Source organism: Halobacillus yeomjeoni (assembly GCF_020171525.1).
GTDB lineage: Bacteria > Bacillota > Bacilli > Bacillales > Halobacillaceae > Halobacillus > Halobacillus yeomjeoni.
Map to the genome: position 1 here is coordinate 18109 of NZ_JAIVAI010000005.1, position 25766 is coordinate 43874.

Genomic DNA, 25766 nt, shown 5'->3' on the forward strand with positions numbered 1-25766 from the left:
AAAATACAAGTGCTTAGACAAATGTCCTGAAATCATGAAGCTGTATTCAGACAGGGAATCAAGCAGGTGAATATGGGAGATGACCGAGTTGTTATGATTACTCAGCTGAATGAACAGGATCAATGAACTGACCTGAATTAGAAGGTCAGTTTTTTTGATTTGAAAGAAATGATCAATTTATCGTTGTTTATATAAGTGTTTGCTTATATAATGTCAGGGTGAGGTGAAGATATGGATAAAACGTATATTGAAGTAGAAGAGGCAGCTCACACGATGAAGCTTTTAGGGGACCGGACGCGGCTGACGCTTCTTGGCTTGCTTTATTCCGGCGAGTGCTGTGTTTGTGAACTTGTCGAAGTATTACAGATGAGCCAGCCCTCTATCAGTCAACACCTGAAAAAATTGAGGGATGCTAGACTGGTCAAGGAAAAGAAAAAAGGACAGTGGGTTTTCTACTCTTTGAACACAAGTCATGAAACCTATCCCATCGTACATCAGGTATTGAAACAAATACCAGATCAAAAAGAGAAATTACGCGCACTAGAAGATAAAGGTTTACGTATACAGTGCGATTAGTAGGAGGATTGTTTTGAATTTAGCTCTTGTCGCAACACTTATTTTTTTATTGACTTTAGTTTTTGTCATATGGCAGCCAAAAAACTTAGGCATTGGATGGACAGCTTGTGCTGGTGCGGGTCTTGCCTTGATATTTGGAGTTGTAGATTTTCAAGACGTTTGGGCTGTGACAGGGATCGTTTGGAACGCCACGTTAGCGTTTGTTGCTATCATACTTATCTCATTGATTTTAGATGAAATCGGGTTCTTTGAATGGGCAGCACTCCACATGGCTCGTGCCGCTAAAGGTGACGGAAAGCGGATGTTCATCTATGTCACTTTACTTGGGGCGATTGTAGCCGCATTATTCGCCAATGATGGCGCCGCCTTAATTTTGACACCGATTGTCTTAGCCATGGTCAGAAACTTGAATTTCAAGCAAGCGATGATTTTGCCCTTCATCATGGCAAGTGGTTTCATTGCCGATACGACTTCCCTGCCTCTGGTTGTCAGTAACTTGGTCAACATCGTTTCTGCTGATTTCTTTAATATCGGATTCATTGAATATGCATCAAGAATGATTGTTCCGAACTTATTCTCATTAGGAGCTAGTATTCTTGTGCTTTATATATTCTTCCGTAAAAGCATTCCAGAAGATTATGATTTATCCCAGTTGAAAAACCCGAAAGAGGCGATTCAGGACGACCGTATGTTCCGGATGTCCTGGGGCGTGCTTGCTGTCCTTCTGATCGGATATTTTGCCAGTGAACCTCTTGGTGTACCGGTATCCATTATAGCCGGCATCGTCGCTGTCTTCTTCCTTCTTATGGCGAGAAATAGCGCGGCGGTCAACACAGCGACTGTAGTCAAAGGTGCTCCTTGGGCAATCGTATTTTTCTCCCTGGGTATGTATGTCGTTGTTTATGGTTTGAGGAATGTCGGCTTAACTGACGTGTTAGCAAATGTCATTCAAGCAGCAGCTGATCAAGGTATGTTTGTAGGAACGATTTCCATGGGATTCATCGCAGCCATATTATCGTCCATCATGAACAACATGCCTACGGTCATGATTGATGCTCTCGCAATTGAAGGAACGATGGCAGCAGGGAAAATGAAAGAAGCGCTCATTTATGCCAATGTCATCGGTTCTGATTTAGGACCGAAAATTACTCCGATCGGATCCCTGGCTACATTATTGTGGCTTCATGTGCTTTCCATGAAAGGGTTCCGTATTTCCTGGGGATATTATTTCAAAGTAGGTATCATTTTGACGGTCCCGACCTTGTTCATCACATTGGTTGGTCTATATCTTTGGTTATTAATTATTTAAAAAAGGGGAAATGTAAAAATGTCTAAAAAACCAGTACTATACTTTCTATGCACAGGGAATTCATGCCGCAGCCAAATGGCTGAAGGATTCGGAAAGAAATACCTCGGAGACAAATATGAAGTCTTGTCTGCGGGTATTGAAGCTCATGGTTTGAACCCTAACGCTGTTAAAGCCATGCAGGAAGTGGGTATAGATATAAGTGAGCAGCAATCCGATATCATCGACGGGGAAATCCTGAACGAGGCTGCCTATGCCATTACCTTATGCGGAGATGCGAATGATAAGTGTCCAGTCACCCCATCTAATGTGACACGCTACCATTGGGGGTTCGATGATCCTGCAAAAGCTGAGGGGACAGAAGAGGAAAAGTGGAGTGTTTTCCAGCGAGTGCGTGATGAAATCAGTGAACGCATTCAAAAATTTGCTGAGGAAGAGAAGTAAACATCCCCTGTCCATTCCTGCCCTGCTTGATGAATGAAAGCTCGAGTAAGAAATTGTGTAAAAAGAAGCGATTTTTTTAATAGGAGGTTCATTCCAATGTACAAATCCATTATTTTAGGGACAGGTCCTGCAGGATTGACTGCAGCGGTCTACTTAGCGAGAGCGAATATGGAGCCGTTAGTGATTGAAGGTCCCGAGCCGGGAGGCCAATTGACGCTTACGACAGACGTTGAAAACTTCCCTGGTTTTCCAGAAGGTATTCTTGGCCCAGATTTAATGGACAATATGAAGAAACAAGCGGAAAGGTTCGGGGCGACCTTCAAACGGGGATGGGTGACTGATGTGAATGTTGATGAACGTCCTTTCCAAGTCAGTGTGGACGGCCTTGGAGAACTTGAAGCTGAAACGTTAATTATTTCTACCGGGGCTTCAGCTAAAATGCTGGATATCCCTGGTGAAAAAGAAAGCCTCGGAAAAGGTGTAAGTACGTGTGCGACATGTGATGGGTTCTTCTTCAGGGACAAGAAAGTCGTGATTGTAGGCGGCGGAGACTCGGCCATGGAAGAAGCCAACTTCCTGACCAAGTTTGCCAGTGAAGTTCAGATCGTACACCGCCGTCATGAATTGAGAGCATCAAAAATCATGCAGGATCGTGCCAAGAGCAATGAAAAAATTACTTGGGCTCTGAACAAAACCCCTGTGGAAATGGTTTCGGATGGTATGAAGATTACAGGTTTAAAAGTGAAGGATAATGATTCCGGCGAAGAGGAATTGATTGAAACGGACGGCATTTTCGTCGCCATCGGCCACAATCCGAACACTGAATTTCTGAAAGGCAAAATCGATATGGATGACAAAGGATATATTCTTGTTGAACCGGGAACGACGAATACGAACATTGAAGGTGTATTTGCCTGCGGAGATGTTCAGGATCAGAAGTATCGACAAGCCATTACCGCTGCCGGAACAGGTTGTATGGCAGCTATGGATTCAGAAAGGTTTTTAGAAGGTGAAGCGGCCGTTGATTGGAGTCAAAACTTATCTGAGTAGACCAGAAACCCCATGGATGAATACATCCGTGGGGTTTCTTATTATTCAACAGAGTATATAGTCGTTTCCGGTTTGAAGGCCACCCAGGAGAACCAGAAGTGATCGCCGTGAACAACAGCCTTCAATTGCTTACCTTTTAACGGGCCTGAAGTGGACTGCCCGAGAATATTCCACGTGCTGTGAGTCTGCTGATCGACGATCTCTCCATTTTTCAATTCAAATCTCAACGCTTTGCCATCCACTGACGGATCGAAAGCACCACTTGAACCGACGTCTTCGGCATTTGCGATCACTTGGGAGTCTAAAGCGGAATTTGTCCCTTTTTTATAGAAAATGACAACCTCCTGGTTACCGATCTTATCGTTAACCACCTTTTTTTCTTTCAATAAAGAGTAAGGATAGGCTCGATCGATTCCGTTCATTGAAATGCTTACGACGCGTTCCATGGCAGGGAGGCGGCCGAGGTCCTGCCCTGTTTGAAAGTAAGACTCTTGACGACCGTCATATCCAGGGTAAGGGTTATGGCCGTATTTTCGATCATAGCCTGTTTCCCTGGATAAGATCTTTCCATCTGGGTGAGCGGATGTGAAATCATTGAAGCTGACTAGGTTTGAATTCAACATTTTAAGCTTTTCTCCAACTAAATCACCGACGATCGCTTCACCAGTCAGTTGCTGCCACAAAGTTTCCGTGGTTCGGTCATACATGACTAAATCAGAGTTGACCAGCAGTCCGGAGGTTCCAAATTCGAAGGTTCGGTTCTTAATTTGACGGTCGAAGACGATCGCAGAGTTACACAAAGGGCAATAGCTGACTAATATGGGTCTTCCACCGACTGTGTCATTAACAATTTCATGCCATATAAGAATTTGAAGCGGGTAAGCTCGGGCGTCTTGATTGATGTCAACCACCATTACGGGTTCGGTCGGGGCGAGCCATTCGCTCGCTTCTTTGACAGAGAGAAACTTGGGATCATCGATAGAGGGGATGCCGTCCCTTGGTGGCCCTCCGGAGATGATTTCTTCATAAGGGATTGTATGTTTGCTCCAATCTGTCTTCCAATCTTTTGAGAGGTTTTCAAGCCTGCTTGGAAGTTCTGTTTCAGATTCTACCACGCTTGTATCCAATCTATTCATATCCTGAGACTGATTCACGTTACAGCCAGAAACCAAAAGAGTGATTCCTAAAACCAAAACCCAATACATCATCTTCATCTCGCAGCCTCCTCAGAATAAACGGTTAGTTGTCTTCATTGTAATGGAAGCGGTTATAAAAGGAAGTAGGGTATATTACAAATGGACTAAATATGTTGGGAATGTTTGGTCTGTAATCTTCTGTTAAAAGGGGATAATGATCGTGACTTTCCCAATACACAACTTGTCCGTACCCCCTTATACTTTATGTATGCGCTCCAATATTTTACATAGCGTAAATTTGCACGGTCGGAGGTAGACATGAAGTTATTAAGCAAACTATCATTCGTATTCATTTTAGTCCTGGCATCATTTTTGCCTTTCCACTCGAATAAGGCAGAAGCAAGCGTACTAAAGGTTGATGTTCAGCTTGTTGATTTACTTGACCGAGTGAAAGATTCTACAGAAACAGAAGCCATCATTACCTACGAGACGAATCCTACGGTGGATCAGCTGGATTTACTGGAGTCATTCGGGCTGACGTTAAAAACATTCAGTGAACTTCCTGTGGTAGGAGTTCAAGGCACAGCACTTCAAATTGAAAACTTGATAAATAGTCAAATCGATGCTGTTTCGATTCATCCGAATAAAGATTTAGAATACTTGTTGAGAGACAGCAGGGAATTAGTCGGTGTAGAACGTGTATGGCAGGACTTAGGTTATACAGGGAAGGGTACGACAGTCGCCGTCATCGATAGCGGTGTAGATGGTACACACCCAGACCTGCCATTCGGTTCGAAAGTTATACAAAACGTTCAACTCCTTGTTGGAGGCGGTCTTTTTGGAGACAGTGGACTTTATTTAGAGAATGTACCTAACACGGACACAAGCTCTGGTCACGGAACTCACGTAGCAGGCACGATTGCAGGTCTTGGTGAAGCAAGTGACGGATTGTACAAAGGGGTTGCCCCGGATGCGAAAATCGTTGGAATTGGTGCCGGTGAAGGAATCAGCGTTTTATGGGCACTGGAAGGTTTCAACTACGCGATTGAGCACCAAGAAGAATATGGCATTGACGTCATTAGTAACAGTTGGGGAACGACTGGGGAGTACGACCCAAATGACCCGATCAATGTAGCTAGTAAAACGGCACATGACAAAGGTATGACTGTAACCTTTGCAGCAGGGAATTCAGGTCCAGAAGACAACACATTGAATCCATATTCCGCAGCACCGTGGGTCATTTCTGTGGCGGCAGGAACGAAAGATAAGCAGTTAGCTGACTTCTCTTCCCGTGGTGTAGCTGGAGATCCATTGTTACATCCGGACATTACTGCTCCAGGTGTAGACATTGTAGCAACTAAATCATCTACAGGGTTCTTTATAAATACATTAGGAGCGACAAAAGATATAAATTATATCGCTCCAGAACACCTTCTTCGTTACACGACATCAAGTGGTACGAGTATGGCGACACCACATATTTCTGGAATCATCGCTTTGATGGAAGAAGCGAATCCAAGCTTATCTCCTGATGAAGCGTTGAATCTTCTGCAGAACACGGCTGAGCCTATGGCTGGATATGAATATCATGAAGTCGGAGCAGGTTATGTGGATGCATTCAAAGCTGTCCAGCAAGCAGAACAAGGAGCGGCAGCAGCAGTTAAATAAAAAGAGAAAAACAAAAAGACCATCCAGATCGGGATGGTCTTTTTGTTTTTGGCTCTGTTAAAGTCTGTTGTTGATATTTTAAACGATTACTAAATAGTCCCCGTCAGAGATTAGGTGTTCGTTCCTTTATTTACTCAGAGCATGGGATGGCAGGGAAAACAGTACGCTTTCCGCGAGGGACGCTTGAGCCTCATCGAACTTCGTTCTCCGGGGTCTCACCTTGTTCCTTTTCCCGAAGGAGTCTACCTGTTTTCCCTACCATCCCGTTCGTTGTTGGTGTAACGGATTTCGGTTGTGATCTTTCTAACTCTTCTACTTTGAAGAGGCGGCCTTTTAGAATGTATAAGGCTGACCTCAGTTGATGGTGACAAGCGGCTATCTCACTAAAACCGGCATCTTTTTACATAAGTCTTGAAATGATGCTATAACAGCCAGATTAAAAAGGATTTGTCGCCCATTGCAAGGATTGTTTGATGAAGATTCTCTGATTCAATTTCAGCAACGATACCATGTATTCGGCAAGGTCTTCGGGCTGCATGAACTTCTCTTTGTCATTGTTATCCATTTGACTTCCAAATGCCAGCTCCGTAGCGACTAAACTTGGGTTGAGGGTACTCACCCGTATATTGTTTCTTCGAACTTCCTGCATCAAAGCTTCCGTCATTCCTTGGACAGCAAACTTTGAAGCGCTGTAAGCAGAGGAGCCGGCTGTCGCTTTCAATCCGTTGCTGGAAGAAATATTGATGATGTCCCCTTGGTCTTTTTCAATCATATGGGGAAGCACAGCTCGTGTAACGTGATAAGTCCCATACACATTAACTTCAAATGTCTTCTTCCATTCTTCAGGGGCTGCATCCAGTAGCTGTCCTTTTGATCCGATTCCAGCATTATTGATTAAAATATCTGCAGGACCTAGTTCTGCTTTCATATTTTCAATCGCTTGTTCCACCTCATTCAAAGAAGAAATATCCGCAGGTGCAATACTTGTTTTCACCCCGAGAGCTTCAGCTTCTTCAGCGACTTTTTTCAGATCATCTTCCGTCCTGGCCAGCAACCCGAGATGAACCCCTTCTTTGGCTAATTCAAGTGCTGTAGCTTTTCCTATCCCTTTTCCTGCGCCGGTGATATAAGCGATCTTTCCTCTGATGGACTGTCCCATGTTGAATCATCCTTTCAATGATTGATCTTTTAATCAGTGTAAATTTACCAACCATACGAAGCAAACAATAGACTTGTGGGAATGAAAAAGCGTTTTCAGTTTGTGGTAAGATTGAATCTCACAACGTTGAGTTTATTTATCTATCTCATACTGTAATGAGGAGTGATGAGGTGTCTAAGCGAAAAAAATTGCCACCTGTCGATGCTGCAACTGAATTTGTAAAGAAGCACCACCCGGATTGTCAGGCGGCGCTTTTAGCAGGTAGTGTAATACGAAGAGAAAGTACCGAGACATCGGACCTTGACATAGTCATCTTTGATGAGCGGTTTAAGACCTCGTATAGAGAGTCTCTAGTAGAATTCGGCTGGCCGATAGAAGTGTTCGTACATAACTCAACCTCGTATACTAAATTTTTCAATGAAGATAAGGAGCGTGCCCGCCCGTCAATGCCGCGAATGGTAATGGAAGGTAAAATCCTGAAAGGGGAGTCATTCTTAGCGCCAATAAAAAAAGAAGCGGAAGAACTGATAAAAGAAGGACCGAAGAGATGGTCTGAAGAAGAAATAAAAATGAAAAGATACTTCATAACGGATGCCCTGGATGATTTTATAGGCTGTAAAAACAGAGCTGAAGGGTTATTTATAGCCAGTTCTTTAATGTCACTTGCATGTGAATTCGTCTTACGTACGAACAACCAATGGGTCGGATCTTCTAAATGGATGATGCGTACTTTGAAAGAATATGATTCAAGATTTGCTAATCATTTCATCCAGACATTTGAAAGTTATTACAAACTGAATGATAAAGAAAAAATCATCACATTAGTGGATCGAGTGTTAGAACCTTATGGTGGTCGGTTATTCGATGGTTTTTCTATAGGAAAAGAATGATTCCGGGGGTGGGGGTAAAAGTGAAAAGAATCATGGTCGTCGGTATTTCTGCAGGAGTAGGAAAGTCCACTTTTGCAAAAGAACTGGGGGAATTGTTGAACATTGATGTTTACCATTTGGACCGCTTCTTTTGGAAACCAGGGTGGAATCAAGCTTCTTTAGAAGAATTTTCTCAAAGACAAAAAGAAGTTGCCGTAGAAGAAAATTGGATCATAGAAGGGAATTATAGAACGACTATTGATATACGAATCCGACGTGCAGATACCCTTATCTACTTGGAACTTCCTTTGCTGACTTGTTTATATCGAGTCTTCAAACGCTGGTGGAATAATAGAGGAGGGACACGCTGGGATCTTGGGGAAGGGTGTGAAGAAAAGTTAGACTTTGACTTTTTAAAATTTATCATCACGACTTATTACCCGAGAAAGAAAAAGATGCGGAAACTCATGGACGAATTTCAAGAAGGAGAATCTGAAAGAAAAGTGATTGTTTTGAAAGATAAGAAAGAGATACATAGCTTTTTGGAAAGGGTTCGATTGCAGAGTGATGACGAAGAGTATGCAGGGAATGAGGTTCGGTCAAAATGAAAAGCACAAGTTGTTTTTTTAGAGTTCTTACGCTTCATGAATTATAATGGATATATAATGTGAAATAGTTCACAATTGATCTTGGATACAAGGAGTTTTTATAGAGATGAAGCACCTCAGCAAAATAGCTTTTGAAGAGAAGAAGAAAATTTGGATATTAGTGCTTACTTCTGTATTCATCGCACTGACGATTGTCGGTCAAGCCTACTTTTTTGTAGCAGTCGTCGATCGAATCTTTCTGCAGGGGGGATCATTCGAAAGCGTCCTCCCACTATTGGCAGGATTACTGCTCGTTTTAATGGGAAGGTCACTGTTCACATGGCTGAATGGTCACACGGGAGTTAAGTTAGCTTCTCATGCGAAACAGCATTTCCGAAAAAGATTGATTCGTAAATATGCCGAAAATCCCGTTTTATCTTCCTTGAAGGGCCAATCCGGACGTAAAGTAAGTGTCCTTATGGATGCTGTGGATGAAGTCGATGGTTACTACAGCCGTTATATACCGCAAATGATTCAAACAGCTATTATTCCTATTATTATCCTGGTGGTCGTGTTTACACAGCACATCTATTCCGGGTTGATCATGATTGTTACGGCCCCATTCATCCCATTCTTCATGGCAATTGTAGGGGTAATGACAAAAAAGAAATCAGAAGAGCAAATGGAACAGTTGTCGGCTTTTTCCGGGAAGTTTTTAGATACGTTGCAAGGGCTTCTGACATTGAAGTTGTTCGGTCGTTCAAAACGACAGAAAGACGACATAGAATCGAGTAGTATAGGTTTTCGTGATGCTACGATGGAAGTCCTTAAAGTCGCTTTTATTTCCTCCTTGATGCTCGAGTTCATTTCTATGTTAAGCATCGGAATCATCGCATTGGAAATCGCTATTCGACTGGTCGTTTATGAAAGTATTGGTTTTTTCCCGGCATTTTTCATCTTGATATTGGCCCCTGAATTTTATTTGACTCTAAAAGAGTTCGGCAGTGCTTTTCATACGGGGCGCGGAAGTAGTGGGGCCGCAAATCAACTGATGGAAGAGTTGGAAGGTGACGCCAATAAGGTGGAGTGGGGGGAAGCATTAATAGAAAATAAAGAAGCTCCTCCACAAATCAACCTGGACAAGGTCAGATTCAGCTATGGAAATAAGTTTGCTATCAAAAGCATCACCGCTTCTATTCCACCGTATTCTCAAGCAGCTATCATTGGGCGAAGTGGTGCAGGAAAGTCTACGTTGCTTCATCTGATAGCTGGGATCATCAAGCCGGGGGAAGGGAAGATTGAGGTGCAGGGAAGAAACTTATTCTCTTACCATGAAAAAGAATGGTTCGATCAAATCGGGTATATTTCTCAAGATCCGTATATCTTTTCAGGTACAATCGCTGACAATATAGCTATTGGGGCAACGGTTACCTATACAGACGAAGAGATTGAACGAGCCGCAGAAAAAGCCGGCCTGGCTTCGTTGATCGATACATTTGAAGAGGGTATTCATACGTTTGTAGGTGAAGGAGGAAGAGGATTGTCAGGAGGGGAAAAACAAAGACTGGCAATTGCGAGAGTGTTCTTGAAAAATCCTTCTGTCATCTTATTCGACGAACCTACCACAGGGCTTGATTTAAAAACGGAACAAGTTTTACAAGATTCCTTGGAAAAGTTATCTGAAAGCGCAACAATCATCACAGTAGCTCACCGATTGCACACGATCAAGAAAGCCGATCGTATCTTCTTAATTGATAAAGGAGAACTGATCGCTTCTGGAACTCATGAGGAATTGTTGAAGCAAGCCCAGGAATATAGGGATATGGTGAACGTGCAGCAAGGAGGCAATTCAGCATGAAAGAATTGAAAGAAGTCATAAAGATCGTTCTACAGGAAAAAAAGGACGTATGGTTATCTGTTTTGTTCGGTTTCTTAGCTGGAATTTCTGCTGTAGGATTATTTGCTTCCAGTGGATATCTGATTTCGCGCGCAGCGCTTCTCCCGCCTTTGTACGCTTTGACGGTATTGATTGCATTCCTGAAACTGTTTGGCTTCATACGTGCGCTGGGAAGGTATGCAGAGCGTTACTATTCCCACAGAGCTACATTTACGATGCTGAGCAAGATCCGTGTCACTTTTTATGAAAGGTTGGAACCTTACGCAACAAAGGTTCTTCATAAGTATCGGAGCGGGGATCTGCTTTCAAGAATCGTAGGAGATGTGGAAAGTCTGCAGAACTTCTTTCTGAGAGTCTTCTACCCACCCATCGTCATGATTGTCATTTTTCTATCAACCATTGCTTTTACTACGATTTTCTCTGTTTCTGTCGCTCTGATTTTGGTCATAGGGTTGATTTTGACAGGTTTTCTTATCCCCTTATGGTTCTCTTATCGTCAAAGGAAGGTCAAGCGGATGATCAGGGAATCACGTGGGTCATTATCTACAGAAGCGGCAGAGTTTTTCTATGGATTTAGAGATTTGAAGATCTACCAACAGGTGGAACAGAAGCAATCCGTTTTGGAAGAGGCTTCCGATACCTATGTCAGAGAACAGGAGGGTGAGGGGAAACAACTGGTTTACAATCACTCTGTAAATACAATGATCACTCTGATGGTTTCCTGGCTTGTACTTGCAGCAGGGGCATTTCTTGTGAGTACCGGTCAATTGAACGGACTGTTTTTAGCCATGCTGGTCATGATCTCTCTTACCGTGTTTGAAAATGCAACACCGATGGCCGTGCTTCCAGGTCACTTGGAGGAAAACAAGCAGGCATCGAAGCGGTTGTTTTCTATAACAGAGGAAAAAGAAATAGAGAGCAGGGAGAGAGTCCAGATCCATCAGGCACCTGGCATCACGTTGGAGAATGTCTCCTATACCTATCCGGGGGAAGAACGCTCTGCTTTAAAGGGTATTGACCTTCAAATCCCTAAAGGATCGAAGACAGCCATCATAGGAAGCAGCGGCTCAGGGAAATCCACCCTGTTTCAATTGCTGCTGCAGGCTCTTAGAGCGGATGAAGGAGAAGTGTGGTTCGATGATATTGCCGGCAGTTTGACGGAACCTGAGAGTATTTGGGAGCAAAGCCGTGTCGTACTTCAGAAAAATCATTTCTTTTACGGATCCATTCGAGACAACCTGAAAATTGCCAAAGAAGAAGCATCTGACGAAATGTTGAACACGATCTTACAAAAAGTGGGGTTGGATGCGTTTGCCTTGGAAGGAGAAGTCTTAGAAAAAGGAGAGAATCTCTCAGGAGGTGAAAAGCAGAGGCTTGCAATCGCGAGAGCCATGCTGAAAAACGGGTCTTTATGGATGCTGGATGAGCCGACTTCTTCTCTCGATGCAGTGACGGAAAAGGGTATTTACGATGAGATATTCAATCTGGCACAAAAAGACACTTTAGTACTCATCAGTCACCGGTTGACTGGGTTGGAAAAAATGGACCAGATCGTAGTCGTAGATGAAGGGAAAATAGTTGAATCGGGTACTTTTGAACAATTAATGGAGAAGCAAGGGTATTTTTATGAAATGAAACAAATCGAACAAAGTGTATTCAGCACGTGAATAAAAACACCCCTCGAAGCTTTGAGAGCCTGGAGGGGACGCAATATCCATCAGTAATAGTAAGGATATGGATATGGGTATGGATAATAAGGGTATGGAGTCAAGTATGGATAAAGAGCCAGGGCTGTCAAAGCTGCTAACGGTAAGACCCTGCGTCGGAATCGACGTGCTCTTCTGCGGCGTCCATATCCACCATACCCGCCATAACCATATTGTCGGTGCTCTGAAGTTTCCCCATTTTCATCCACCATGACATCTTCACTGATTAAGATCGTCACTTTGTCCTCTTTAACATCAATAATGATTCCATCTACAGAACTTCCATCTTTCAGTTGAACCATGACATGATAGTCCTTGTACTTATTGCAATTACCATGGGAGGGATTCATATACCCATTTTGTTCATGCATCATACGTTCGTCAGTCATCGATCGCCACCTCCTTACCAACCATGATATTCACCCAAGCCTCATAAGTTGCTAAAAATTTTTCACACATTCAGATTCATAGGCTTATCCGGTAATCTTTAGTAAACTGGAAATAACACTAAGGAGAGGTGATGACTTTGAAGCATAGGGAACCGATTGAGCTTGGTGAGGATATTCATTTGATCGATGGTTATGACTTGGGCTGGGAGGGGCGGACAGGTACATATGTCTTGAAATCAACAAAAACCACATTGATAGAAACCGGACCAAGCCCTTCCGTCCCGCGGGTTTTAAAAGGTCTGGAAGAGTTAGCTATACAGCCTGAAGAAGTGGAGAATATCATTTTGACCCATATTCATCTCGATCACGCAGGAGGAGCAGGCCTGCTTGTGAAAGAATGTTCCAATGCAAAAGTATTCGTCCATGAGAGAGGTATACGGCATTTAGCCGATCCTTCAAAATTGATTAAGGGAGCGAAGATGGTTTATGGAGAAGAATTTGATGAGTTGTTTGATCCCATCCTCCCGATTCCTGAAGAAAAATTGATTTCGGTCAGGGAAGGGGAGGCATTGGATGTTGGTGGGAACCGTTCGCTGACCTTTTTGGATACTCCCGGCCATGCAAAACATCATATCGGGATATATGATTCAAAAAGTAAGGGACTGTTCATAGGAGATACAGCTGGCATTCAATATCATCAAACAGAGGACTATGGCCTTACGTTCTATTTGCCGACCACATCCCCCAATCAATTTGACCCGGATGCTATGCTGCGGTCTATCGAACGTTTCCGGAACATGGAACCAAGAAAGCTTTTCTTCGGCCATTTTGGTGAAACTGGACGTCCTGAAAAAGCTATGGAACAGGTCGAAAGCTGGATTCCTATTTTTGTTGAAACCGCTGAGAAGGCTCATGAAGAAGGAGAAGGGGTCGAGGGGGTAGCAGAAAGACTCCATCAAACCATCTCCTCCTATTTAAGGGATGAAGGGATTCCCGATGATCACAGTGTATATGAAATATTGAAAATTGACCTTGAAGTGTGCGCCATGGGACTGTTGGATTATTTGAATAAGCGTAGCAAATAGGCTTACTTTGAACCTATCCCTGCCCTTCAAGAGAATAACAAGTAGGAGAGAAAAGTATGATAGGGATATTAACGACCGCAGTATTATCATTTCTGCTTTATTTTTTATTGGTATTGATTGCAGCATTTAAAAATCGGATGAGAAAAAAGATGATTTGGAAGAATGCGTTGGGTTTATTCGTATTCGGTACAGTCATTATGTCTATCGTCGTTTATGTGTTCATGCCTCCGATTACAGTACCGAATATGCTTTTATTGAATGTTGTAGTAGCAGTCATTCTCGTGCCTGCCGTTTATGGAGGAGCCAGAATACCAGTCCGTTACGAAACCGCGTATCAGTCATTATCCGGAATCGTTCTGTTGGTAGTCGCTCTATCCATCATCGGTGTATTTGTTTATAGTATTTTTGCATTGGAAGATAGTTACGAATCCATTCCTAAAAGCGAGGAAGAAGAAGCCCGCCCTTTGAATGAAGAAAATACTCCGATTTCTGTCGCTCCGGAATCGGCCAGAAATAAAGTTCAAAAGGCGATGAGCGTGGTTCCGAACACGCAGTTTTATGATTTAGGCAAGCTGCAGGCTCAAAGAGTCGATGGCGAAATCGTTTATGTCGCTCCTGTTGAGTTCACAAGCTTTTGGAGGTATTTGAGAGGGAAAGAGACGGAAGGGTATTTCTCAATCCCTGCAACGAATGTGAATGCGCAGCCGGAATTCATTCAGGAGAAAATGAGATATACTAATTCAAGTTTCTTCAACCACAATGTCCAACGTGTCGTGTACAGTAAGCACCCGGATCACATTCAAAGTGGAGAAGCACAAATTGAAATTGATGATGAAGGGAAGCCATGGTACATCCAAACCATCTATAAACCACTATTCTTTTCCAATAGACCAGACATGAAAGAAATCAAAGTGGCTGTCGTAGACCCTGTTTCAGGTTCGGTGGAAACTTATGAATCTGATGAAGCTCCTGACTTCATTGAAGGTTCAGTCAGTGGAGAACTGGCTGCACTGGAAAATGAATACTTCGGTAAATATGTCAACGGCTGGCTGAATTCTATTTTTGGCAAAAAAGATGTCAAAATCCCTAATGAATCTGGGACAGAAAGTAGTGTAACCCCGATCTTCGGTGAAGATGGAGAGATGTATTACTTCACAGATATGGCCTCTCCGAAAGAAAACATTGATTCAGCTCTAGGGTATACACTGATACACGCTCGTACCGGAGAGCTGACTTATTATAATGGAAAACAAAACAACGGTATTATGGATAGTAAAGGTGCAAAGCAGATCGTCAATAAAGAGTTTCCAGAAAAAAGATGGACAGGTTCCATGCCGGTTCTGTACAATATCGATGGTCATCCGACTTGGATCGTAAACGTCCTCGATCCGAACGGACTATTTAAGCGTTATGCTTATATCAAAGCGAATGATTCCGATTTCGCTGTCTTCGGAGACACCGCAAAGCAGACGCTGAATGCTTATCGTCTGCAGCTTGCTCAAGACCCAAGCAGTATCGAAGGTGGAAGCAGTGCTGAATTGGAAGATAAAAGTGGAGTAGTCAATCGTGTGCTGGTTACATCCACGGATGAACGACAGGCGGTCCAATTCCTCTTGAAAGGGGAAACGACGATTTATACGGTCACGACAAGCAAAGCCCCGCTGGCTATATTCCTCAAGGAAGGCGATGAAGTCGACTTGAAGGCCCGCATAAGACAAAATGGAACTGCCACTGTTGAAGAAATGAGCATAAAAGGAATCAGCGAGTAACAAAAAACTTGTGCTATCATAAGAATGTAAATCAATTGATTGAGGAGGATACAAAATGGCAAACGGTACATTTGCAACAGCGATTAATTGTATGGATGGGAGAGTGCAACTGCCCGTCATTCATTGGATGAAAGAAGAATATGGTGTCGATTACATCGATATGATTACGGAGGCTGGTCCTACCCGTGTCGTTTTGAGAGGAACAGACAAAGAGAAAGAATCGATCCAATCCAAGATCGAGGTTTCGACTGAAAAACACGGATCAGAAGTCATAGCCGTGGCCGGCCACTTTGACTGTGCAGGAAATCCAGCAGACAAAGATGACAAAATTGACCAGATCAAATCTTCAGTTGAAGTCATTCAAGCGTGGAGTCCATCCAGCAAAGTCATTGGACTGTATGTGAATGAAGAATGGCAAGTGGAAGTTGTAGAGCAATAAAGGGTTTTTCCAGCTCGATATCGAATACTTACTCGGATAAGTAAGGATAAAGGAGCGGGAGATATGGAGCAGACAAGTTGGTTTGACCTGTTGGGAAATGATGTAGATCCTATTTACCTGGAGTTGAAGAAGTTTTCTGATGGACAAACGACTGTCCACATCCGCCCTTTTACGATTACGAAAAACCGTTATGACCTCTATGAAATTGAAACGGAAGGCATTCATGATTGTGTCAGTACAATCGAAGAGTGTTATCAATATTTGTGCAGCTACAGTAAGGCTGTGATGTCTTAACATGTGCGCAGGGAATGCAGGACGAAATCATTTATGATTTCGTCCTGTTCTTTTTTAATGGATGTCTTTTTTGAGACGGGAAGAGGAATCCTGTAAAATACGGATTAGATTAATTGAGAGAAAAGGTGTGACATATGCAGAAATATATCGTAGTAGGAGCAGGCATTTTAGGAGCTTCCACAGCCTATCACTTGGCAAAAGCCGGAGCGGATGTCACGATTGTCGACAGAAAAGACTCAGGGCAGGCAACTGAAGCAGCCGCTGGTATCGTTTGTCCATGGCTTGCTCAACGCAGGAATAAAAAATGGTACCGCCTTGTCAAAGGTGGCGCGAGATATTACCCGGAACTGATTGAAAAGTTGAAAGAAGACGGGGAGACGGAAACAGGCTACCAAATAGTTGGGGCTCTCAGTCTCCATAACGATGAGAAGAAGCTGGAGAAAACGATTGAGAGAGCCACTAAACGGAGAGAAGATGCTCCTGAAATCGGCGACATTACGTTATTATCCTCAGAGGAGGCCAAAAAATTATTCCCACCTCTAGCAGACGGGTATCAAGCTGTTCATGTAAGTGGCGCAGCACGTGTCGATGGACGTGCTATGCGCGATGCATTATTGAGTGCAGCGCAGAAAAATGGAGCCACCTTCGTGAAAGGAGATGCTGAACTGATTTATGAAGGAAAATCGGTTACGGGAGTGAAGGTGAATGGCAATGATGTGTTGTCAGGTCATGTACTCCTTACTGCAGGGGCATGGGCCAAGCCTTTACTTGCACCGTTAGGCGTAGATTTTCTCGTTTCTTCTCAAAAAGCACAACTTGTACATTTGGATCTGCCTGATACAGCAACAAGTGACTGGCCTGTCGTCATGCCGCCTAACAACCAATATCTTTTGTCATTCGGGGGAGGCCGGGTCGTCATCGGAGCGACACATGAGAAAGGCCATGATTTTGACTATCGTACAACTGCCGGGGGTCTACATTACATTTTTGATAAAGCACTGGAAGTCGCTCCTGGTTTATATGACAGTACGGTAGCTGAAACTCGAGTCGGATTTCGACCATTCACCCCTGGTTCCCTGCCTATCTTTGGGGAAGTACCAGGAATAAAAGGAATGTTGGTAGCCAATGGACTTGGTGCCTCAGGATTGACTTCCGGTCCTTACCTAGGGTCTGAACTCGCAAAACTTGCTATGGGGAAAGAAACAGAATTGGACCCAGCTGAGTTTGATGTGAGTGAAGCGATCGGTACCGACTAAAACCAAGGTTTCAATTTTAAGGAATAAAGAGAGGGTGTCCATTTATCGTGGACACCCTCTTTTTTCACTCGGATCCGCTGATTCATTTGTTAGGCAGACCTATTGGGATAAGAAACAAGCCGCTCTCCAGGGCATGTATGGAAGGGTTGTGAGGTCTTTTATTGATTTGGATAATCGCAGTATTCTATGATTGTTCCTTCCGTATCGGCAGGATTCAAATAAATCAATCGACGACCATGTTTATTCGTGCGAAGAGACCAATCAAGTGTACGAATGCCTTGTTCTTCAAGATCTTTCAAAGCTGCATCCAAGTCCCCGACATCATAAGCGACATGATGGACGCCTTTCCCTTTTTGTTTGATGAAACGAGCGATAGGAGACGTGGTATTATTCGTAGGCATCAACAGCTCTGTCCTGTCGCCATGTATATCAATAATCGCAATTTCACTTTCGACACCCTCAGCTTCACTCCTGTAGTGATCGACGAGTTTTCCTCCTAAAACATTCGTATAGAAAGAGATGCTGGAATCGATGTCTCTTACTGCTATGCCAATGTGATCGAATTTCTTTTTCATTATCATTCACCTCGTTATTTTTTAAATATATTAAGATTTTCAGCCTATTTTGTTCGTTAAAATCGAACAATTACCATTATTAGGTAATTACACAATACAAGCATGTTTTTTATCATACGCTAGTATTGGGAGGTGAGGTTATGCCTGAATTTATGAAAGGAGTTGGACTAGCGCTTTTTTCGCTTTTCCTTGCTCCACTTGCTCTAGCAGGAGTAGCTGGTGTTGCCATCGCAGTTAATTCTGCGTTAGCCACCACGACTCTACTCGTCACTTTGCTAGTTTTATCAGTCATCTGGTTGATTGTTTTCGCCTATCTAGCTGATAAAGCCATTGAATCAAGTCGAACATAAAAAGAGAACTCCTGACTATCTTATCAAAAAACATCGTTTTATGATGTTTTTTGATTTTTTTTTGCTGTTCACCCATTTGTTTGATTAAATGAAGTAAAGAGTTGGCTGGACTTTTATATGAACATACACTTGAAAACACTGTACATCATTTGTAAAAGATAGAGGTTTGAAAGAAGGCTGAATATGGGAAAGCCTAAGTATCATGGTTATTAAAGGAAACTGGGTGGATAATACATACTTTTCACCCATTCAGACGACGATAAACTTATACTAAGAGTGAGGAACCGATAATGATGATATCTTTTAACAACTTAGGACAAATCAATATAAAGAGAATCTACGGCCCTCAAAAACAAGAGGTCGGAAAGCTCTCCTTTCACTCTAAACGGGTGGAGGCGGACTCTGCCTACTTCAGTATCCGAGGGGTAAATTTTAATGGAGATGATTATATTGAAGAAGCCATACTTTCCGGTGCCAATACAGTCTTTTCCTCTGATCGTGATCTGATTGAGAAATTATCGACCGTTTATCCTCATTGTACATTTCTCTTGGTCGGAAATGTCAGAGAATCGATGGCTGCATTTGCAAAGTTATACTTTGACAAACCTGATGAAAAGCTGAAAACGATCGGTGTTACAGGAACGAACGGAAAAACAACGGTTACCGCATATGTCCGTTCTCTTTTGTCTTTACTGGGGATGCCGACAGGGTCGATAGGCACTACTGGAATATGGTCTTCTGAAAGGAAATTGGATTATAAAAAAAGCACACCGACAACACCTGAAGCGCTGGACCTTCATCAGATTTTTTCAGATTTGGTCAACTTGGATGATGAAGCGGTGGCCATGGAAGTATCTTCAATCGCTTTAGATCAGCATCGTGTAGACGGTATTTTGTTTGATGTAGGGATTCATACGAACTTTTCAGAAGAGCATTTGGAATATCATAAAACGATCGATCATTATAAAGAGTGCAAATTGAGGCTGTTTCAACAGTCGGACAAAAAAGTCGTCAATCTGGATGATGCAGGAATCGGGGCAGACTTAAAAGCCAAGTGTAAAGGATCTATGCTCACCTACAGCATCGAATCCCATCCAGAAGCCGATTTGAGAGCAGAAAACATTGAAGTGATGGAGGAAGGATCGATTTTTGATTTGTGGTATAAGGGCAGTGCGTACCCTATTTATGTTCCCGTATATGGAACTTACAATGTAGCTAATGTTCTGTCTGCGGTTGGAGCTGCTCTTCATCTTGGATTTTCAATGCAGGATATCTTGTGCGTACTGCCTAGTCTGCAAGGCCCGGTGGGACGTTTTCAAGTGATGAAGCTGCCTCAAAACCAAAAAGTCATTCTTGATTATGCTCATACACCAGTAGCTTTGAACCGATTGGTGGAAGAAGTGAAAAAGCTGAAATACAGAAGATTGATTGTCATGATTGCTGGAATTGGTATAAGAGATTTTAATAAAATGCCGAAAATGGCAGCTGAGATTGAAGGGAAAGCCGATGAAGTGGTAGTGACGGTAGACCACCCAGGGTACCATGATCCGAAAGTCATTGTTGAGCAGGTCATGACAGGCTTTAAAAATCCCGATAAAGGCAATATCCATACAACGCTGACCAGAAAAGAAGGGGTCGAACGTGCATTGAACATTGGAGGGCCGGACGATATCATACTGTTGACCAGCGGATGTATCAACAATGCCCAAATCATCCGTGGTGAGGAAGTCCCTCATTCAGATGAAGCGATTATTGAACGTTTTTATCCTCCGGTAGCTCAATGAAAGATATAAGTACAGGCCTGGGGCCTGTACTTTTTTTATTTGGCTTTGTTTGAGCATTCTAATAAAAAATGAACCACGACAAGAGGGAACGTAAAAAAACGTATAAATATCAGCAATAGTCTTTAACAGAGACATTTAATTAAACGTTTGTTCAGGGAGCATAACGGTTGAATATTGTTGCAAGGGTTGATTAAATAATACATGTCATTATATAATAAATAAGTTTAATAATGCTGATATAGGAGGTGTTTGGGGATGCAAGTCATTGATGTAAGTAAAACGATCCCTGCTGTTGAAAAGGGAACAGTTCTTGTAATAGGGGTGATGGACAGTGTCCATATAGGAGAGCGGTATGTGCTGGAAAAAGCTCAAGAACTTTCTTCTGACGATGAGGAAATAGCGGTATATGGAATTTCTTCAGCCTCTGCTCCAATGGTGACGATTGAGAATGATCGGAACTTTCTTCTGAAGAGCTATGGAGTAAAACGTTACTATCAAGTTCCTGCACAGGAGCATGCCCAAGCAACTCCTGATCATTTCATCAGGAACCATTATGAAGCTTTAAATATTACACACATCGTGGTCTCAGAAACGGTTCAAAACGCCGCCTATTCAGTGGAAACCTTGAGAAAATGGTCACAGAAGATGGATGTTCCAATGACTGTGATTTCAGATCTCAAGGTTCACGGGGATAATGTTACCGAAACCAGAATTCTTCCCCTTATTGAACAGGGTCGTATGGAAGCGGCAAAGTCTTTGCTGGGGAGGCCTTTTACACTGAATGGTGAGGTGGTAAAAGGGCAGCAGCTCGGGAGAGAACTAGGTTTTCCTACTTTGAATTTAGGCGGTATCGACAGCTATGTAAAGGTGAAGCCGGCTGTATATATAGGTTTAATAAAAGTTGAAGGAGAGCCCGATACTTTTTATTATGCGTTGATCAACGCAGGGTACCGACCGACCGTGAACGGAGATTCTTATAAAGTAGAGGCCTATTTACTCGACTTTAATGGGGATCTCTATGGGAAACAGGTTTCTGTACAGTTTTTACGACGGTTAAGAGATGAAGAAAATTTTGATGGCTTGGATGCTTTGGTCGATCAAATGAAAAAAGATGAAGAGATGACGCGGGATATTTTAGGACTAGAAAAGTGACACCTTAGAAAGGAGTATTCACCATGGGAATCGTTGTAGTAGAGGTTTGTGATGGCAACTTGATTACGGAGATGGATATTGAGAGCATCATCGAGTCCGAATACCCTGAAGTAGCCGTGCTCATGAACGAATGCCTTTCATTTTGCGGAATGTGTGCCGTCCGTCCATATGCCATTGTGAACGGTTCGCGAGTATTCGGCAAAACACCAGAAGAAGCTCTGGAGAAAATCCGTAAGAAGATAGAAGAAGAACTTGCTGTATATGCAGATTAAGGTAGGAGATTATTGTGGGGATGATTCAATCATTTTGGAATAGTGTACGACTCCCGAAAAAAGAAGCAATGTTTCAGTTGAATCGTAATGGCATGACGCATACGATTTCGTATTTATTCATATTGTTAGCTCTATTATTCATGCCTGATATGATTTACTCTGTGTTGTATCTGGATTCTAGTTTAACTGAAGTTTCCCGTGGACAGTATTTGGTCCAAATGTTTGTATTTTATCCATTATTCATCATTTTTCTGATATTGATCGGAGTATCGGTTTTAGCTGGAGTGTGTCTATTGATGCGGAAAGCTATGGGGAGAAAACTGACTTACCAGCAGTTGTGGAAAATGACCGCATACGCTTCGACTTTGCCGTTGATTTTGAGTGTGTTGCTAAAAACGCTGGCTGTCCCGGACGGTGTTAGTGCTCTATTGTTTTTTACTGTATTTTTTTACATGATGTATCAGATGATTGCAATTTACCCTAAAACACCCACCAAACGGTCGTCTTAATGTGACAACCCCTTGGTGGGTGTTTTCTACTTTTCCTGCTTTGACCTTCGGTATCCAGCATTTATAGCTTCGATTTCTGTTGAAAACAACTCATATTCTTGAACGTCTTCGTAGTAACGGCTTCCTGGTACATGATAGATTCGTTCTCCCTCATTTGTTATATGTGCTTTGACAGGAAGCTCATTCAACACGTTTCCATTAAGCTTTTTCTTCGGAGTAACTTTGTCCAATGACACGCGGACATTTAATTTAACGCCCTTTTTTTTGATAAGTATAGAGCGGAAGTAATAGAATGCGCCCAAAGTGATACTTGCGTAAGTAACCTTTTTCTTCAAGTTACTCATACCGTTCCCCCCTTGTGATATCGTATGCTTGGCCGTTAAAAAAGTTCTTGTCTCAAGGGGGGATGGACACCAGTGAAACCTCCTGATTTTTGGAACGTCTAATTGAGTAGAGGTGATGAAAAATGAAACGTTGGATGGGCGTTTTACTCATTGTCATAATGGTCGGTTGTACAGAAAGTCCGGATATAGGGGAAGGCTCGAAAAATCGTACTGGAACGGGGGTTTCAAATATGGAGGCACCATCTGACAATATCGAGAAGTTGGATGATTTTATTCAAAAGTATCACAACGGAGTTCAGGCAGAGGTGCGAATCATTCAATCAAGCGTTGAAGGAGACCCTGTGTATACAGATTTGACCTACACAGGAGAAAACATCCTATATAAACATGATACGAGGAAAGTGAAAGTGGGAGAGGGGCAAATCATTGAACGAACTTGTGAAAAAATTGAAAAGGTAAAAAAAGATGAATCACTCGTGTATGTGTTAAAGTGTGGATTTTACGGATCCATTGAAATATATGAAACCACAATAGAGTAAACAGGTTTGTTCAATGAGCAGATAGTAAGCGGTGCGAAACCCCATATGCTACACTACGATTGTGAATATGCAATGAAAGGGGAAGATGCAATGCAAACGATGATGCTGCATAATAAAGTGGAGATGCCGCAGTTAGGGTTCGGCGTTTGGCAAGTTGAAGAAGGGGAAGCGGTACCGGCTGTAACCAAAGCGATCGAAACGGGTTACCGTTCCATTGATACAGCGATGATTTATGGAAATGAAGAACAAGTAGGCGAAGCGATTCGTGAAAGTGAAATAAAACGCGAAGAGCTGTTCATAACTACAAAGGTTTGGAACTCAGACCAAGGATTTGAAAATACAATACAGGCGTTGGAAACAAGCTTGGATAAGCTTGGGTTAGACTATGTCGACCTTTATTTGATCCACTGGCCGACACCGGAATTCGATGAATATGTTGAAACCTACAAAGCATTGGAACAACTCCAAAAAGATGGAAAGGTGAAAGCGATCGGTGTGTGCAACTTCGATGTCGATCACTTGCAGCGCCTGCTTGATGAATGTGAGGTCAAACCTGCAGTGAACCAAGTAGAATGCCACCCCTATCTTGCTCAAAACGAACTGAAAGATTTCTGTCGTCAGCACGGCATTTATGTAGAAGCATGGAGCCCGCTCATGCAGGGGGGAGAAGTCCTTCAGAATGATACCATTCAATCTATTGCAAAGAAGCATGGCAAAACTCCGGCTCAAGTAGTCATTAGATGGCATCTTCAAAATGACACTATTGTCATCCCTAAATCTGTAACACCTTCAAGAATTGAAGAGAACTTCAACGTCTTCGATTTTGAATTGACACATGAAGACATGGATGCGATCAATCAATTGGATCGTGAAGAGCGTAAAGGACCCAAGCCTTCTGAAATGAATGTTAGATAAAGATATCCAAAAAGCTGTCGTGATGATCACGGCAGCTTTTTTTATTGTAGTCTTTACTGAGCTCTCTCTGTCACTTTTAAAATATGTGGAATGGGGAAGATAGGTATATATCAATTTTTAAAGGAGATTCTTTATGCAGATACGTTTCGGTTATGTTTCCCACGCCCTGTCTTTATGGGAAGCTACACCTGCCAAAACCCTTACTTATTCGAGATATAAAAAAATGTCACCCGAAGAGCGCATAGAAAAGTTAGAGTACATTACCCGCACAAATCTGCTTCATACCTTAAGGGCTCTACACTATAACATCGCTCATGAAATCAACTTGTACCGTTTTTCTTCTTCGCTCGTTCCTTTAGCCACACATGATGAAGTTGAATGGGATTATATCACCCCTTTTGAGGATTTATATAAAGAAATCGGCTCATTAGTCCAAAGGCATGAGATGAGGACAAGTTTTCACCCGAATCAGTTCACCCTATTTACAAGCGATAAGGACCATGTCACCCAAAACGCCATTCAGGATATGGAGTATCACTATGCTCTGCTGGAAGCGATGGGGTTACATGAAGAATCCCATATCAATTTACATGTGGGTGGGGCTTATGGGAACAAAGAAGACGCCTTGAAGAGGTTTCATGAGAATTTGAAAACTCTGCCTGGACCAATCAAAGATCAAATGACGCTCGAAAATGATGATAAAACGTACACGACGAGTGAAACGCTGGAGGTGTGTGAAAAGGAAAGCATTCCTATGATGTTTGATTATCATCATTTCATGGCCAATCACACAGAGGAAGAATCGTTAACGGATTTATTACCTCGGTTTTATAATACGTGGGAGAGGTTAGGGATGCCGCCCAAGATCCATATATCCTCTCCAAAATCTGAAAGTGAATTTAGAAGTCATGCTTCCTATGTAGATCCTGAATTCATAAAGCCTCTTCTAAAAGAGCTTAAGCGCTTTGATGTAGCGGTGGACTTCATGATTGAAGCGAAAGAGAAAGATCGAGCCCTTCTCCAATTGATTGATGATTTATCGAACATCAGAGGGTATAAGCGGGTTGGAGGAGCAACATTAAAAATTTAACGTAAAGTGCTCGTAAATAATCTGAATATATTGAAAAATTTGTAATCAAGCTTACAGTTATTATGCCGTTGATTAGCTACAATAGAGACATAAAACAAAAAGGAGTGTGGCATGATGACTGGTTCAGCAGCAAAAGCGTATCGGATTGGTATAATCGGAGGGATCATTGGTGGAGTCGTATTCGGTCTTTTTATGCAGATGCAGGGCATGTTGGGGATGGTCGCAAGCTTGGCAGGTAGTGAAAGCTTGTTTGTAGGATGGGTCGTGCATATGGTGATCAGCGTCATTTTCGGTTTATCATTCGCAGTTCTTACCTTTGTCATTCCTAATTTGTGGACACTTTCCCTCTTGTTCGGTATCGGAATATGGATCATCGGTCCATTGCTGATCATGCCTGCGATGATGGGGATGGGAACGAATCTGGCCAATGCTTTTACTCCTGATTTGTTGATGAGTTTAGTGACTCATATAGGTTTCTCTTTCATTGTTGGAGCTACATTCAAGGTTATGACCAGAAAGAAAGTTGCTGGAGCAAAAGCAGCATAAGGGAATTATAAATATAAATTTAAAAAGTTGCTGATACATCAGCAACTTTTTTGATGAAAT

At 42.6% G+C, this 25766-nt stretch carries 28 protein-coding genes; 23 read left to right on the plus strand and 5 right to left on the minus strand.

The window, feature by feature from the left end; all coding sequences use genetic code 11:
• Positions 1–231: 231 nt before the first annotated feature.
• From LCL89_RS13010 to trxB, 4 genes are all read left to right on the plus strand, one after another.
• Positions 232–576: an ArsR/SmtB family transcription factor gene (locus LCL89_RS13010; protein ID WP_197318352.1), complete on the plus strand. Its 345-nt coding sequence runs from the start codon at positions 232–234 to the stop codon at positions 574–576.
• 13 nt (positions 577–589) lie between these two features.
• Complete coding sequence (locus LCL89_RS13015; protein ID WP_224810441.1) at positions 590–1885, plus strand: arsenic transporter; 1296 nt, start codon at positions 590–592, stop codon at positions 1883–1885.
• A gap of 18 nt (positions 1886–1903) precedes the next feature.
• Positions 1904–2326 carry an arsenate reductase (thioredoxin) gene (gene arsC / locus LCL89_RS13020; RefSeq protein WP_224810442.1) on the plus strand — a complete coding sequence of 141 codons (423 nt, stop codon included), beginning with the start codon at positions 1904–1906 and terminating at the stop codon, positions 2324–2326.
• A 96-nt stretch (positions 2327–2422) separates the two neighbouring features.
• Positions 2423–3376, plus strand: a complete 954-nt coding sequence (trxB, locus tag LCL89_RS13025) for a thioredoxin-disulfide reductase (protein WP_224810443.1) — start codon at positions 2423–2425, stop codon at positions 3374–3376.
• A gap of 41 nt (positions 3377–3417) precedes the next feature.
• Here trxB and LCL89_RS13030 read toward each other — a convergent pair whose 3' ends face one another.
• Positions 3418–4590, minus strand: coding sequence for a DUF3179 domain-containing protein (locus LCL89_RS13030; protein WP_224810444.1), 1173 nt, complete (start codon positions 4588–4590; stop codon positions 3418–3420).
• Positions 4591–4830: 240 nt separating this feature from the next.
• Here LCL89_RS13030 and LCL89_RS13035 point away from each other — a divergent pair, with 240 nt between their 5' ends.
• Positions 4831–6180, plus strand: a complete 1350-nt coding sequence (locus LCL89_RS13035; protein ID WP_224810445.1) for a S8 family peptidase — start codon at positions 4831–4833, stop codon at positions 6178–6180.
• Between the two features lie 436 nt (positions 6181–6616).
• Here the strand turns inward: LCL89_RS13035 and LCL89_RS13040 are convergent, their stop codons facing one another.
• Positions 6617–7339: a 3-ketoacyl-ACP reductase gene (locus tag LCL89_RS13040; protein ID WP_224810446.1), complete on the minus strand. Its 723-nt coding sequence runs from the start codon at positions 7337–7339 to the stop codon at positions 6617–6619.
• Between the two features lie 170 nt (positions 7340–7509).
• Here LCL89_RS13040 and LCL89_RS13045 point away from each other — a divergent pair, with 170 nt between their 5' ends.
• From LCL89_RS13045 to cydC, 4 genes are all read left to right on the plus strand, one after another.
• Positions 7510–8229 carry a nucleotidyltransferase domain-containing protein gene (locus LCL89_RS13045; RefSeq protein ID WP_224810447.1) on the plus strand — a complete coding sequence of 240 codons (720 nt, stop codon included), beginning with the start codon at positions 7510–7512 and terminating at the stop codon, positions 8227–8229.
• A gap of 20 nt (positions 8230–8249) precedes the next feature.
• A complete protein-coding gene (locus tag LCL89_RS13050) occupies positions 8250–8816 on the plus strand; it encodes a P-loop NTPase family protein (RefSeq protein WP_224810448.1) in 567 nt (188 codons plus the stop codon).
• Between the two features lie 106 nt (positions 8817–8922).
• The gene (cydD, locus tag LCL89_RS13055) at positions 8923–10653 is read left to right on the plus strand and encodes a thiol reductant ABC exporter subunit CydD (protein ID WP_224810449.1); all 1731 of its coding nucleotides are present in this window, start codon (positions 8923–8925) and stop codon (positions 10651–10653) included.
• Positions 10650–12359 (plus strand): thiol reductant ABC exporter subunit CydC, encoded by a 1710-nt coding sequence (gene cydC / locus LCL89_RS13060; protein ID WP_224810450.1) that lies wholly within the window; start codon positions 10650–10652, stop codon positions 12357–12359. The genes cydD and cydC overlap by 4 nt, the downstream gene beginning before the upstream one ends.
• A gap of 50 nt (positions 12360–12409) precedes the next feature.
• Here the strand turns inward: cydC and LCL89_RS13065 are convergent, their stop codons facing one another.
• Positions 12410–12787 carry a hypothetical protein gene (locus tag LCL89_RS13065; RefSeq protein WP_224810451.1) on the minus strand — a complete coding sequence of 126 codons (378 nt, stop codon included), beginning with the start codon at positions 12785–12787 and terminating at the stop codon, positions 12410–12412.
• 131 nt (positions 12788–12918) lie between these two features.
• On the opposite strand from LCL89_RS13065, the gene LCL89_RS13070 reads away from it, so the two are divergent.
• From LCL89_RS13070 to LCL89_RS13090, 5 genes are all read left to right on the plus strand, one after another.
• On the plus strand, positions 12919–13872 hold the full coding sequence (locus LCL89_RS13070; protein ID WP_224810452.1) for an MBL fold metallo-hydrolase: 954 nt from the start codon (positions 12919–12921) through the stop codon (positions 13870–13872).
• A gap of 56 nt (positions 13873–13928) precedes the next feature.
• Positions 13929–15641 (plus strand): DNA-binding protein, encoded by a 1713-nt coding sequence (locus LCL89_RS13075; protein WP_224810453.1) that lies wholly within the window; start codon positions 13929–13931, stop codon positions 15639–15641.
• Positions 15642–15696: 55 nt separating this feature from the next.
• On the plus strand, positions 15697–16080 hold the full coding sequence (locus tag LCL89_RS13080; protein WP_224810454.1) for a carbonic anhydrase: 384 nt from the start codon (positions 15697–15699) through the stop codon (positions 16078–16080).
• Between the two features lie 63 nt (positions 16081–16143).
• Positions 16144–16374 carry a hypothetical protein gene (locus LCL89_RS13085; RefSeq protein ID WP_197318338.1) on the plus strand — a complete coding sequence of 77 codons (231 nt, stop codon included), beginning with the start codon at positions 16144–16146 and terminating at the stop codon, positions 16372–16374.
• Between the two features lie 134 nt (positions 16375–16508).
• A complete protein-coding gene (locus tag LCL89_RS13090; RefSeq protein ID WP_224810455.1) occupies positions 16509–17630 on the plus strand; it encodes an NAD(P)/FAD-dependent oxidoreductase in 1122 nt (373 codons plus the stop codon).
• 158 nt (positions 17631–17788) lie between these two features.
• On the opposite strand, the gene LCL89_RS13095 is transcribed toward LCL89_RS13090, so the two are convergent.
• A complete protein-coding gene (locus LCL89_RS13095; protein WP_197318336.1) occupies positions 17789–18205 on the minus strand; it encodes a VOC family protein in 417 nt (138 codons plus the stop codon).
• Positions 18206–18357: 152 nt separating this feature from the next.
• On the opposite strand from LCL89_RS13095, the gene LCL89_RS13100 reads away from it, so the two are divergent.
• From LCL89_RS13100 to LCL89_RS13120, 5 genes are all read left to right on the plus strand, one after another.
• Positions 18358–18555 carry a hypothetical protein gene (locus LCL89_RS13100; protein WP_224810456.1) on the plus strand — a complete coding sequence of 66 codons (198 nt, stop codon included), beginning with the start codon at positions 18358–18360 and terminating at the stop codon, positions 18553–18555.
• 290 nt (positions 18556–18845) lie between these two features.
• Positions 18846–20339 carry a UDP-N-acetylmuramoyl-L-alanyl-D-glutamate--2,6-diaminopimelate ligase gene (locus LCL89_RS13105; RefSeq protein WP_224810457.1) on the plus strand — a complete coding sequence of 498 codons (1494 nt, stop codon included), beginning with the start codon at positions 18846–18848 and terminating at the stop codon, positions 20337–20339.
• 255 nt (positions 20340–20594) lie between these two features.
• A complete protein-coding gene (locus tag LCL89_RS13110; protein WP_224810458.1) occupies positions 20595–21491 on the plus strand; it encodes a riboflavin kinase in 897 nt (298 codons plus the stop codon).
• Positions 21492–21514: 23 nt separating this feature from the next.
• Positions 21515–21763 carry a YuzB family protein gene (locus tag LCL89_RS13115; protein WP_197318332.1) on the plus strand — a complete coding sequence of 83 codons (249 nt, stop codon included), beginning with the start codon at positions 21515–21517 and terminating at the stop codon, positions 21761–21763.
• Positions 21764–21783: 20 nt separating this feature from the next.
• Positions 21784–22272, plus strand: coding sequence for a DUF1189 family protein (locus LCL89_RS13120; RefSeq protein ID WP_224810459.1), 489 nt, complete (start codon positions 21784–21786; stop codon positions 22270–22272).
• 26 nt (positions 22273–22298) lie between these two features.
• On the opposite strand, the gene LCL89_RS13125 is transcribed toward LCL89_RS13120, so the two are convergent.
• Complete coding sequence (locus LCL89_RS13125; protein WP_224810460.1) at positions 22299–22616, minus strand: sunset domain-containing protein; 318 nt, start codon at positions 22614–22616, stop codon at positions 22299–22301.
• 122 nt (positions 22617–22738) lie between these two features.
• Between LCL89_RS13125 and LCL89_RS13130 the strand changes: the two genes are divergently transcribed.
• The 4 genes from LCL89_RS13130 (at position 22739) to LCL89_RS13145 (ending at position 25706) form a co-directional block, all read left to right on the plus strand.
• Complete coding sequence (locus LCL89_RS13130) at positions 22739–23155, plus strand: DUF4362 domain-containing protein (RefSeq protein ID WP_224810461.1); 417 nt, start codon at positions 22739–22741, stop codon at positions 23153–23155.
• A gap of 90 nt (positions 23156–23245) precedes the next feature.
• Positions 23246–24070: an aldo/keto reductase gene (locus LCL89_RS13135; protein WP_224810574.1), complete on the plus strand. Its 825-nt coding sequence runs from the start codon at positions 23246–23248 to the stop codon at positions 24068–24070.
• Positions 24071–24203: 133 nt separating this feature from the next.
• Positions 24204–25160, plus strand: a complete 957-nt coding sequence (gene uvsE / locus LCL89_RS13140; RefSeq protein ID WP_224810462.1) for a UV DNA damage repair endonuclease UvsE — start codon at positions 24204–24206, stop codon at positions 25158–25160.
• 114 nt (positions 25161–25274) lie between these two features.
• Complete coding sequence (locus LCL89_RS13145) at positions 25275–25706, plus strand: DUF1440 domain-containing protein (RefSeq protein WP_224810463.1); 432 nt, start codon at positions 25275–25277, stop codon at positions 25704–25706.
• The last annotated feature ends 60 nt before the right edge of the window (positions 25707–25766 follow it).

Excerpts from the sequence above, each read along its gene's own strand:
- LCL89_RS13115 (WP_197318332.1), top strand. The coding sequence starts at position 21,515 with ATGGGAATCGTTGTAGTAGAGGTTTGTGATGGCAACTTGATTACGGAG.
- LCL89_RS13125 (WP_224810460.1), bottom strand. The coding sequence starts at position 22,616 with ATGAGTAACTTGAAGAAAAAGGTTACTTACGCAAGTATCACTTTGGGC.
- LCL89_RS13080 (WP_224810454.1), top strand. The coding sequence starts at position 15,697 with ATGGCAAACGGTACATTTGCAACAGCGATTAATTGTATGGATGGGAGA.
- LCL89_RS13145 (WP_224810463.1), top strand. The coding sequence starts at position 25,275 with ATGACTGGTTCAGCAGCAAAAGCGTATCGGATTGGTATAATCGGAGGG.
- LCL89_RS13030 (WP_224810444.1), bottom strand. The coding sequence starts at position 4,590 with ATGAAGATGATGTATTGGGTTTTGGTTTTAGGAATCACTCTTTTGGTT.
- LCL89_RS13105 (WP_224810457.1), top strand. The coding sequence starts at position 18,846 with ATGATGATATCTTTTAACAACTTAGGACAAATCAATATAAAGAGAATC.
- LCL89_RS13040 (WP_224810446.1), bottom strand. The coding sequence starts at position 7,339 with ATGGGACAGTCCATCAGAGGAAAGATCGCTTATATCACCGGCGCAGGA.
- arsC (WP_224810442.1), top strand. The coding sequence starts at position 1,904 with ATGTCTAAAAAACCAGTACTATACTTTCTATGCACAGGGAATTCATGC.
- LCL89_RS13110 (WP_224810458.1), top strand. The coding sequence starts at position 20,595 with ATGCAAGTCATTGATGTAAGTAAAACGATCCCTGCTGTTGAAAAGGGA.
- LCL89_RS13085 (WP_197318338.1), top strand. The coding sequence starts at position 16,144 with ATGGAGCAGACAAGTTGGTTTGACCTGTTGGGAAATGATGTAGATCCT.
- LCL89_RS13035 (WP_224810445.1), top strand. The coding sequence starts at position 4,831 with ATGAAGTTATTAAGCAAACTATCATTCGTATTCATTTTAGTCCTGGCA.
- LCL89_RS13120 (WP_224810459.1), top strand. The coding sequence starts at position 21,784 with ATGATTCAATCATTTTGGAATAGTGTACGACTCCCGAAAAAAGAAGCA.
- LCL89_RS13090 (WP_224810455.1), top strand. The coding sequence starts at position 16,509 with ATGCAGAAATATATCGTAGTAGGAGCAGGCATTTTAGGAGCTTCCACA.
- LCL89_RS13010 (WP_197318352.1), top strand. The coding sequence starts at position 232 with ATGGATAAAACGTATATTGAAGTAGAAGAGGCAGCTCACACGATGAAG.
- uvsE (WP_224810462.1), top strand. The coding sequence starts at position 24,204 with ATGCAGATACGTTTCGGTTATGTTTCCCACGCCCTGTCTTTATGGGAA.
- trxB (WP_224810443.1), top strand. The coding sequence starts at position 2,423 with ATGTACAAATCCATTATTTTAGGGACAGGTCCTGCAGGATTGACTGCA.
- cydC (WP_224810450.1), top strand. The coding sequence starts at position 10,650 with ATGAAAGAATTGAAAGAAGTCATAAAGATCGTTCTACAGGAAAAAAAG.
- LCL89_RS13100 (WP_224810456.1), top strand. The coding sequence starts at position 18,358 with ATGAAAGGAGTTGGACTAGCGCTTTTTTCGCTTTTCCTTGCTCCACTT.
- LCL89_RS13130 (WP_224810461.1), top strand. The coding sequence starts at position 22,739 with ATGAAACGTTGGATGGGCGTTTTACTCATTGTCATAATGGTCGGTTGT.
- LCL89_RS13065 (WP_224810451.1), bottom strand. The coding sequence starts at position 12,787 with ATGACTGACGAACGTATGATGCATGAACAAAATGGGTATATGAATCCC.
- LCL89_RS13095 (WP_197318336.1), bottom strand. The coding sequence starts at position 18,205 with ATGAAAAAGAAATTCGATCACATTGGCATAGCAGTAAGAGACATCGAT.
- LCL89_RS13135 (WP_224810574.1), top strand. The coding sequence starts at position 23,246 with ATGCAAACGATGATGCTGCATAATAAAGTGGAGATGCCGCAGTTAGGG.
- LCL89_RS13070 (WP_224810452.1), top strand. The coding sequence starts at position 12,919 with ATGACTTTGAAGCATAGGGAACCGATTGAGCTTGGTGAGGATATTCAT.
- LCL89_RS13075 (WP_224810453.1), top strand. The coding sequence starts at position 13,929 with ATGATAGGGATATTAACGACCGCAGTATTATCATTTCTGCTTTATTTT.
- cydD (WP_224810449.1), top strand. The coding sequence starts at position 8,923 with ATGAAGCACCTCAGCAAAATAGCTTTTGAAGAGAAGAAGAAAATTTGG.